Source organism: Streptomyces boncukensis, assembly GCF_011045075.1.
In the GTDB taxonomy this organism is placed as follows: domain Bacteria; phylum Actinomycetota; class Actinomycetes; order Streptomycetales; family Streptomycetaceae; genus Streptomyces; species Streptomyces boncukensis.
In genome coordinates this window covers 1-8,274 of record NZ_JAAKZZ010000347.1, presented here as the reverse complement: position 1 = coordinate 8,274, position 8,274 = coordinate 1, and the positions used below count along the sequence as shown (strand labels likewise).

Here is an 8,274-nt window from a genome sequence, read left to right as displayed (position 1 = left end):
GGCCAGGCTAGGCCGTGTCCGGCGGATCGTGCTGGGCAGGGGCTGCCCCTGCCGGTGCGTCGCAGTCCGCGGCTGCGGTTGTCGTTGCTCGCGCAGTTCCCCGCGCCCCTGCGGGGCGCGCCCTGGCGCCCCGCAGGGGCGCTTCAGGGGCGCGGGGAACTGCGCGACCGGCCAGGAAGCACCTGCTGTCGCGCACGCACAGCACCCGGCACACGCGAAGGCGGCCCGAGAGAGCTCAGCGGCGAAGACTGGCGGCCACCACCAACGCGACGCCCACGGCAACCACATGCTCCTTGCCCGCGAGATTCGGCTTGGCCACCGCCTCCACCAGCATCCCCGCGCTCACCAGCCCGCACAGCACCCACGCCCGGTAGCGGTACGCCACGAACACCGCCACCGCCGCCACCGCCGCCGAAGGACCGGTGTCCCGTACGGCCCCCTCCGCCGCCGGAAGCCCGAGCACCGGCACATCCGGCCCGAGCGCGACGCCGAGCCGCGCGTACCAGGAAGCGGCGAGGGTGGCCGCGAGCGCGATCCCCAGCGTCCAGCGCCGCCCCACCGTCAGCTCGGCGACGCCGAAGACCACGAGGAGCTGCACCAGCGCGCCCCACACCGGCAGGTTCGGCGCCGCGACGAACAGCGACAGCGGCGTCCGCAGCAGGGCGAGCCACCAGGGCTGGTCGGCCGTCACCCCGCCGAGCCGGGTCACCCAGCGCATCCCGTCCGGGCCGGAGCTCTGCCACGCCTGCAGCGCCCCCGTCAGACAGACGCACACCAGCGTGAGCCGGAGCGCGCCGGCCGGGTTGCCGGTGCGCAGGCCGCCCCGTACGGCGGCCCACAGGTCCCTCACCGGCCGGAGCCCAGCCGGCCGCCGGTGAAGCCCGGGATCTCCAGGAAGCCCTCGGCCCGCGCGCTCGCGATGCCGATCCTGGGCAGCTCGCTGCTCTTGGCGAACAGGATGAACCGCGGCTCCCACATCGGCCGGTACTTCGCGTTGGCGCGGTACAGCGACTCGATCTGCCACCACCGGGAGAAGAAGCTCAGCACCGAGCGCCACAGCCGCAGCACCGGCCCGGCGCCGAGCCGCCCGCCGCGCTCGAAGACCGAGCGGAACATCGCGAAGTTGAGGGAGATCTGCACGACCCCCACCTCGGCGTGGGCGCGCTGGATCAGCTCCAGCACCATGAACTCCATCAGTCCGTTCTCCGAGTGCCGGTCCCGCCGCATCAGGTCCAGCGAGAGCCCGTCCCGGCCCCAGGGCACGAAGGAGAGCAGGGCGTGCGGCTCGCCGTCGGCGTCCGCGCACTCCAGCATCACGCACTGCCCGTCGGCCGGGTCGCCGAGGCGGCCCAGCGCCATGGAGAAGCCGCGCTCGGTCTCGCCGTCCCGCCAGGTGTCGGCGAGCGCGATCAGCCGGGTCATCTCCTCGGGCGGGATGTCCGCGTGCCGCCGGATGCGGACGGTGTACCCCGCGCGCCGCACCCGGTTGTACGCCTGGCGCACGGTCCGCATCGCGCGGCCCTCCAGGGTGAAGTCGGCCGTCTCGACGATGGCCTCGTCACCGAGTTCGAGGGCCTGGAGGCCGTGCCGCGCGTAGATGGTGCCCGCGGTCTCGCCGGCGCCCATCACCGCCGGGACCCAGGCGTGCTCGCCCGCCTCGGTGAGCCAGGCGTCGATGGCGCCCGGCCATGCCTCGGGGTCCCCGATCGGGTCGGCGGAGGCCAGCGACACCCCGCCGGCCACCCGGTAGGTGATCGCGGCCTTGCCGGTGGGGGACCAGATGACGCTCTTGTCGCGGCGCAGCGCGAAGTAGCCGAGCGAGTCGCGCTCGCCGTGCCGGTCGAGCAGGGCGCGCAGCCGCTCCTCGTCGCCGGCGCTCATGGGGTCCCTCGCGCGCCGGGAGCGGAAGGCGGCCAGCAGGACGAGGAGCAGCAGCACGGCCGCCATCACGTTGATGGTGACGTCCACCCAGTGCGGGATGGCGACGCCCTCGTACGTCTCGTCCGAGCCGCGGATGAAGACCAGCCGGGACACCGCGTAGCCCAGGCGGCCGGCGAAGTCGGAGCGCTCCTCGACGGGGGACTCGTTGGTGACCGTCACCAGCAGGGTCGCCAGCGCGGCCCCCACCAGCAGTCCGACGGCGGCCACGGCGGCGGCCAGCTTGGGGTTCGAGCGGTCGCCCTTGGCCTGGAACTCCCGGGCGCCCGCGAGCAGCGCGAGGGCGAACAGCACGGTGAAGCCGTACGAGAGCCAGTTGAAGGCGTGCCCGCGGAACTCGGGCAGCGCCGCCATCACCGCCGTGTACAGGCCCAGCACCAGCACGCCCAGCACCAGGTTGAGGATCCAGGCGGCCCGCTTGCGGCGCCGCATGGTCACCGCGAGCACCCCCACGAACAGCGCCCCGGTGAACCCCGCGGCGACCAGGTGCGGGGTGAAGAAATCGCCGTCGTCGTGCCGCTTCAGGTCCTGGCCGAACGAGATCCACACGGCGCCCAGCAGATTGACGCCGGTCGCCACGCGCAGGTACCAGACGACGAACGCGGCGGAGTGGCGCCGCCAGGGACGCCCACGCGCCGCGTCTGCATTTTCTCCCATGCGCGGAGGATATGCGACGTATCGGACCTGGTTACCGGTGGGTCGGCGCTGGTCAGGTGGCGTCGTACGCGTCCGCACCGGGGCCGTCGTCAGAAGACGCGTCCGGCCCCTCGCCGGGTTGCCCGCCGTCCGCCACCGGCAGTTCGGCCGCGAGCGCGGCGGCGGCCCGCACCAGCGGGAGGGCCAGCAGCGCCCCCGTGCCGCCGCCCACCGCGACATCCTGCTCCAGCAGCGGGTCCATCGCCAGCCGGTCCAGCGCCTTGCCCTGCGCGGGCTCGCCGGACGCCTGCCCCGCCAGCCACCAGTCCGGCGCCCGGAACGCCACCCGCTGCCCGACCAGCGCGCAGGCGGCCGACACCACGCCGTCCAGCAGGACGGGGGTGCGCCGCACCGCCGACTGCAGCAGGAAGCCGGTGATCGCGGTCAGGTCGGCGCCGCCGACCGTGGCGAGCAGCTCCAGCTGGTCGCCCAGCACGGGGCGGGCCCGGCGCAGCCCGTCGCGGATCGCCGCGCACTTGCGCATCCAGGCCAGGTCGTCGATGCCGCCCCCGCCGCGCCCGGTCACCACGGACGCGTCGGTGCCGCAGAGCGCGGCGATCAGCGTGCCGGCGGCCGTGGTGCCGCCGACGCTGAGGTCGCCGAGCACGACGAGGTCGGTGCCCGCGTCGGCCTCCTCGTCCGCGACCGCCATGCCGGCCCGGAACGCCTCCTCGGCCTCCTGCGGGGTGAGCGCGTCCGCCACGTCGAGGCGGCCCGAGGAGCGGCGCACCCGGTGCCGGGTCACCTCGGCGGGCAGCTCGTCCAGCGCGCAGTCCAGCGACATGTCGACCACGCGGACCGGTACGTCGAAGCGGCGCGCGAGCACGGCGGCCGGGGAGCGGCCGTCCAGCGCCTCCCGCACCAGCGCGGCGCCGGCGCCGGCCGGCCGGCTCGACACCCCCAGCTCGGCGACCCCGTGGTCGCCCGCGAACACCACCAGCCGGGGCCGTGAGACCGGCTGCACCGGCACCCGGGACTGTGCCGCGCTCAGCCATTCGCCCAGCTCGTCCAGCTTCCCCAGCGCGCCCTCCGGCAGGCCCGTACGGGCCCGCCGCTCCTCGGCCTCCCGGCGGAGGCCGCCGTGAGGGCGCTCGATGAGGTCGGAGAATCCATCCAGGTCCAAAGCCCGCTCGCTCATGCGCCCGAAGATTACGGCACGAGCCCGACGGCGTGCCGTCGACCCGGCCTTGCCCGTGTGCGGCGGAGCGCCGCCGACCGGTCGCCCTCACCGCAAGGGGTGCGGTACCCCGGCCACCGTCCACAGCACGTGCTCGCACTCCGCCGCGAACGCGGAATTGAGGCGGCCCAGTTCATCGCGGTACCGGCGGCCCGAGGGCGTGGCCGGGACGATCCCCGAGCCCACCTCGTTGCTGACCGCGACCACCCGCCGCCGGGTGCTCCGTACCGCGGCGACCAGCGAGCCGACCCGTTCGGCGAGCTCCCGCTCGCCTCCCCGGTCCCACAGCGAGTCGTCCCAGGCCCGCACGTCGTCCATGGCCCGCGTCAGCCACAGCGACAGGCAGTCGATCAGCAGCGGCGGCCCGTCCTCGGCCAGCAGCGGGACCAGGTCGCAGGTCTCCTCGGTACGCCAGGACGCGGGCCGCCGCTCCCGGTGGGCCGCGACCCGCTTGCCCCACTCGGCGTCGTCGGCGCGGGTCCCGCTGGTCGCGACGTACACGACGCCGGGGAACGCCGCGAGCCGCCGCTCCGCCTCCGCCGACTTGCCCGAGCGCGCGCCGCCCAGCACCAGCGTGCGGCGCGGGACGTCCGGCACCGCGTGGTACGCGCCGACGGTCAGCGTGCTGCCGTCCGGCTCGGCCCGCGCGCCCAGCGCCGCCAGCCGCCGGTGCAGCTCGCGGCCCGGCGGCACAGCGTGGTCCAGGTGCACGGCCAGCACGTCCGTCGTCGGGCCCACCGTGCCGTCCGCGCGCAGCCGGGCCAGCGCGTCGGGGCGGCCCAGCACGTCCAGCAGCACCATGTCGTACGCCGGGCCCTCCCCGTCCCCGCCGGTGCCGGCGGGCGCCGCGCCGGGCGGCAGGTAGAGCAGCCGCTCGCCGCCGGGCCCGGTGACCGCGTAGCCCGTGCCGGGGGAGTCCAGGGACAGCGCCCGCACCCGGTGTCCGCTGATCAGGGCCAGCTCCTGCCGGTCCGGGACCCGTACGGGCTGCGGGAGCCCGGCCGGGACCTCCAGCGCCGGGCCGTCGTGCGGATGCGAGAGGAACACCTGCCGTACCGCGCTCAGCGACTGCCCGGCCCGCGCGGCGGCGAACGCGGGCCCGGGGGTGAGGTCCAGCAGCAGCGTGCCGTCGAGGAGCAGCGCCGTCGCGGCGCGCGCCTCCTCGCCGGTCGCGGTGGCGCAGTGGGCGCAGGGACAGTCGGCGCGGGGGAGTCCGGCGGGCGCACCGGTGCCTAGCAGAGTGAGTTCCACTCCCCGATCGTCTCGTGGCCCGCGGGCTCGCGCGCACAGGGGCTGCGTCCGCCCGGAGGACAAGCCGGAGGACAAGCCGGAGGACAAGCCGGGGGACAAGCCCGGAGCCCGCGACGTACGCTTCCGGCAGCAACGGCCGATCTCGGGAGGCACTGATGGCGTGGACGTGGCGGTTCGAGAAGAGCGACGGGAGCGCGGTGGAACCGGCCGTCCAGGCAGAGGAGTTCTCCACCCAGGGGGACGCCGAGTCGTGGATCGGCGAGGAGTGGAAGGGGCTGCTGGACGAGGGCGTCGACCAGGTGACCCTGCTGGAGGACGGCAGCACCGTCTACGGCCCGATGAGCCTGCACGCGGACGAGGAAGCCGAGGGCTGAGGCCGCGCGGGGCGCCCCCTCAGCCGCGTACTCCGAACAGGTGGAGGAGGGCCGCGACCGAGCGGTACGGGTCCTCGCGTCCGGCCAGCTCCTCCGCCGCGAGCACCCGCTCGTCCTCCGCTGTGGCCGTGCGCGCGGCGAAGACGTCGACGCCGTACCACCGCTCCAGCGGGGTGCCGATCCGCTGCAGCACCGTGCTCAGCGCGTCGAGCCGGAAGGCGCGGTCACCCGCGCTGAAGGCGCCCAGGGCCGCCTCCCAGTCCCCGGCGAGGCCGGGGCGCATGGCGCGCGCCGACTCGTTCCGCACCACCAGCGAGAGCAGGCCGCCGGCGTCCAGCACCCGCGCCAGCCCGGCCAGGGTGCTGTCCGGGTCCCGGGACTCCATCAGCACCCCGTGGCACAGCACCACGTCGAAGGTGCCGGGCAGAAAGTGCGCGCCGGTGTCCTGGCCGGTGCCCGGGACGACGCGGAACCGCTCCCGTATCCCCTCGGGCTCCTCCTCCAGCGCCGCGCGCACCACGTCCAGCAGCGCGGGGTCGGCTTCGAGGCCGGTCACCTGGTGGCCGGCGCGGGCCAGCCGGAGCGCCTGGGTGCCCTCGCCCAGGCCGACGTCCAGCACCCGGAGCCGCCGCCCCACCTCGAAGCGAGCGACGATCTGCTCGTCGAGCTGCCGGGCGACCAGCTCCTCCCGGATCAGGGCCGGGCGCCGCGCGCCACCTGCGGCTTGGGCAGGCGCATACGGCGCAGCTGGAGGGTGCGCATCAGGGCGTAGGCGACGGCGCCGCGCTTGGGCTCGTCGGGGTAGCGCTCGCGCAGCTGCTTCTTGAGCCGGATCGTGATCCCCACCGAGTCCACGATGATCATCAGGATGACGGCCAGCCACAGCAGCAGCGAGATGTTCTTCAGCTGCAGCGACGGCAGCATGCTCAGCACCAGGATGACCACGGCCATCGGCAGGAAGAACTCGGCCACGCACCAGCGGGAGTCCACGAAGTCGCGGGCGAAGCGCCGTACCGGCCCCCGGTCGCGCGCGGGCATGGCGCGCTCGTCACCGTTCGCCAGGGCCTCGCGCTGCCGGGCCATGTCGACCCGGCGGGCCTCGCGCTTCCGGCGCGCGGCCTCCTTGCGGTTGGCCGGAGGCTTGGTGAGGGAGCGACGCTGCGTCTGCGCCTCGCTGCGCTTGGGAGTGGGGCGCCCCTTGGGCGCCTCGGGGTCGGGGATCGTGGCGGACTCGGCGTCGCTCAGCTCGGGAACAACGGCCTGTCCGGCTTTGGAACGGCTTCGGAACACGCCTCAAGGGTACGGCGTGTCTGAGGGGTGCCCCCAGCCCGCCGGGGGCACGATCCCGCAACGGGCTCCTGCTCGCGGAGTAGCCCGGCGTCCGGGCCGCTCCTCCCCGAGCAGGAGCCGGTGCGCCCGCGCAGTCGGTAGGCTCGAAAGCGACGAACACGACGAGTGTGGAGCCGTGCCCGGCCGGACACGGCGACTGGCCACAGGCGGCGGTGATATGTCTCCGGACGGAACCAGCCAGAGACAGCGGGCAACCGGGCGCCGTACTGTGGGGTCTGTAGATGTGCCGAGGCTGAGGCTTGAGTCCGTTACGAAGGGGGCGCGCGAGGCCCATGAGCGGTGTCATGAAGCGTATGGGGATGATCTTCCGCGCGAAGGCCAACAAGGCCCTGGACCGGGCCGAGGACCCGCGCGAGACGCTTGACTACTCGTACCAGAAGCAGCTGGAGCTGCTGCAGAAGGTCCGCCGCGGGGTGGCCGACGTCGCGACCTCCCGTAAGCGCCTCGAACTCCAGCTCAGCCAGTTGCAGGGGCAGTCCTCCAAGCTGGAGGAGCAGGGCAAGAAGGCGCTGGCGCTCGGCCGGGAGGACCTGGCGCGCGAGGCGCTCTCCCGCCGTGCCGCCCTCCAGCAGCAGGTCACCGACCTGGAGGGGCAGCACCAGACGCTCCAGGGCGAGGAGGAGAAGCTGACCCTCGCCGCCCAGCGCCTCCAGGCCAAGGTGGACGCCTTCCGCACCAAGAAGGAGACCATCAAGGCGACGTACACCGCGGCCCAGGCGCAGACCAGGATCGGCGAGGCGTTCTCCGGCATCTCCGAGGAGATGGGCGACGTCGGCATGGCGATCCAGCGGGCCGAGGACAAGACGCAGCAGCTGCAGGCGCGCTCCGGCGCCATCGACGAGCTGCTCGCCTCCGGCGCGCTCGACGACCAGTCGGGCATGGCCAAGGACGACATCACGGCGGAGCTGGACCGGCTGTCCGGCGGCACGGACGTCGAGCTGGAGCTGCAGCGGATGAAGGCCGAGCTCGCGGGCGGCACCACGGGCGCCGGCAGCGGGCAGCAGGCCATCGAGGGGAGCGGCGCACAGGGCCAGTCGGCCCAGTCGGAGGTACCGCAGTCGCAGGACACGCCTAAGTTCGAGAAGTGAGCCGCGCACGGCCGTCCGGCCGTGCGCGCACCGTATCGCGTGACCGCCGCGTGAAACCCGCACTGCCGTGTGCACCGCCCGTAAGGAGAGCGCCATGATTGTCAGGATCATGGGTGAAGGCCAGGTGAGGCTGGAGGACAGCCACTTCGCTGAGCTGAACAAGCTGGACGACGAGCTGCTGGAGGAGATGGAGAACGGCGACAGCGAGGGCTTCCGCCGCACCCTGAGCCAGCTTCTCGACGCCGTGCGCCGGATGGGCGCCCCGCTGCCCGACGACGCGCTGGAGCCCTCCGAGCTGATTCTCCCGGCCGAGGACGCCACCCTCGAAGAAGTACGCGAGATGCTCGGGGACGACGGGCTCATCCCCAGCTGACCCCGCCCGCCTCTCCGACTGCCCGCC

The 8,274-nt window shown here is 74.3% G+C and carries 9 protein-coding genes; 3 read left to right on the top strand and 6 right to left on the bottom strand.

Going from position 1 to position 8,274, the window contains the following annotated elements:
• Positions 1-235: 235 nt before the first annotated feature.
• The 4 genes from G5C65_RS26075 to G5C65_RS26060 all read right to left on the bottom strand — a co-directional run bounded on the left by G5C65_RS26075 (position 236) and on the right by G5C65_RS26060 (position 5,062).
• Positions 236-850, bottom strand: a complete 615-nt coding sequence (locus G5C65_RS26075) for a hypothetical protein (RefSeq protein ID WP_165301382.1) — start codon at positions 848-850, stop codon at positions 236-238.
• The gene (locus G5C65_RS26070) at positions 847-2,595 is read right to left on the bottom strand and encodes a phosphatidylglycerol lysyltransferase domain-containing protein (protein WP_165301381.1); all 1,749 of its coding nucleotides are present in this window, start codon (positions 2,593-2,595) and stop codon (positions 847-849) included. Before G5C65_RS26070 ends, G5C65_RS26075 begins: the two co-directional genes overlap by 4 nt.
• 52 nt (positions 2,596-2,647) lie before the next feature.
• Entirely contained in the window at positions 2,648-3,772 is a 1,125-nt protein-coding gene (locus G5C65_RS26065; protein WP_165301380.1) for a nicotinate-nucleotide--dimethylbenzimidazole phosphoribosyltransferase, read from the bottom strand.
• A gap of 87 nt (positions 3,773-3,859) precedes the next feature.
• Positions 3,860-5,062 carry a bifunctional adenosylcobinamide kinase/adenosylcobinamide-phosphate guanylyltransferase gene (locus G5C65_RS26060; RefSeq protein WP_165301379.1) on the bottom strand — a complete coding sequence of 401 codons (1,203 nt, stop codon included), beginning with the start codon at positions 5,060-5,062 and terminating at the stop codon, positions 3,860-3,862.
• A 155-nt stretch (positions 5,063-5,217) separates the two neighbouring features.
• On the opposite strand from G5C65_RS26060, the gene G5C65_RS26055 reads away from it, so the two are divergent.
• Positions 5,218-5,436, top strand: coding sequence for a hypothetical protein (locus G5C65_RS26055; protein ID WP_165301378.1), 219 nt, complete (start codon positions 5,218-5,220; stop codon positions 5,434-5,436).
• Between the two features lie 19 nt (positions 5,437-5,455).
• Here the strand turns inward: G5C65_RS26055 and G5C65_RS26050 are convergent, their stop codons facing one another.
• Both G5C65_RS26050 and G5C65_RS26045 read right to left on the bottom strand, forming a co-directional pair.
• A complete protein-coding gene (locus G5C65_RS26050) occupies positions 5,456-6,133 on the bottom strand; it encodes a class I SAM-dependent methyltransferase (protein WP_165301383.1) in 678 nt (225 codons plus the stop codon).
• Positions 6,130-6,726 carry a DUF3043 domain-containing protein gene (locus G5C65_RS26045; protein WP_165301377.1) on the bottom strand — a complete coding sequence of 199 codons (597 nt, stop codon included), beginning with the start codon at positions 6,724-6,726 and terminating at the stop codon, positions 6,130-6,132. The genes G5C65_RS26050 and G5C65_RS26045 overlap by 4 nt, the downstream gene beginning before the upstream one ends.
• Before the next feature lie 332 nt (positions 6,727-7,058).
• Here G5C65_RS26045 and G5C65_RS26040 point away from each other — a divergent pair, with 332 nt between their 5' ends.
• On the top strand, positions 7,059-7,874 hold the full coding sequence (locus tag G5C65_RS26040; RefSeq protein WP_165301376.1) for a PspA/IM30 family protein: 816 nt from the start codon (positions 7,059-7,061) through the stop codon (positions 7,872-7,874).
• A gap of 94 nt (positions 7,875-7,968) precedes the next feature.
• On the top strand, positions 7,969-8,247 hold the full coding sequence (gene pspAA, locus G5C65_RS26035) for a PspA-associated protein PspAA (protein ID WP_165301375.1): 279 nt from the start codon (positions 7,969-7,971) through the stop codon (positions 8,245-8,247).
• Positions 8,248-8,274: the final 27 nt, after the last annotated feature.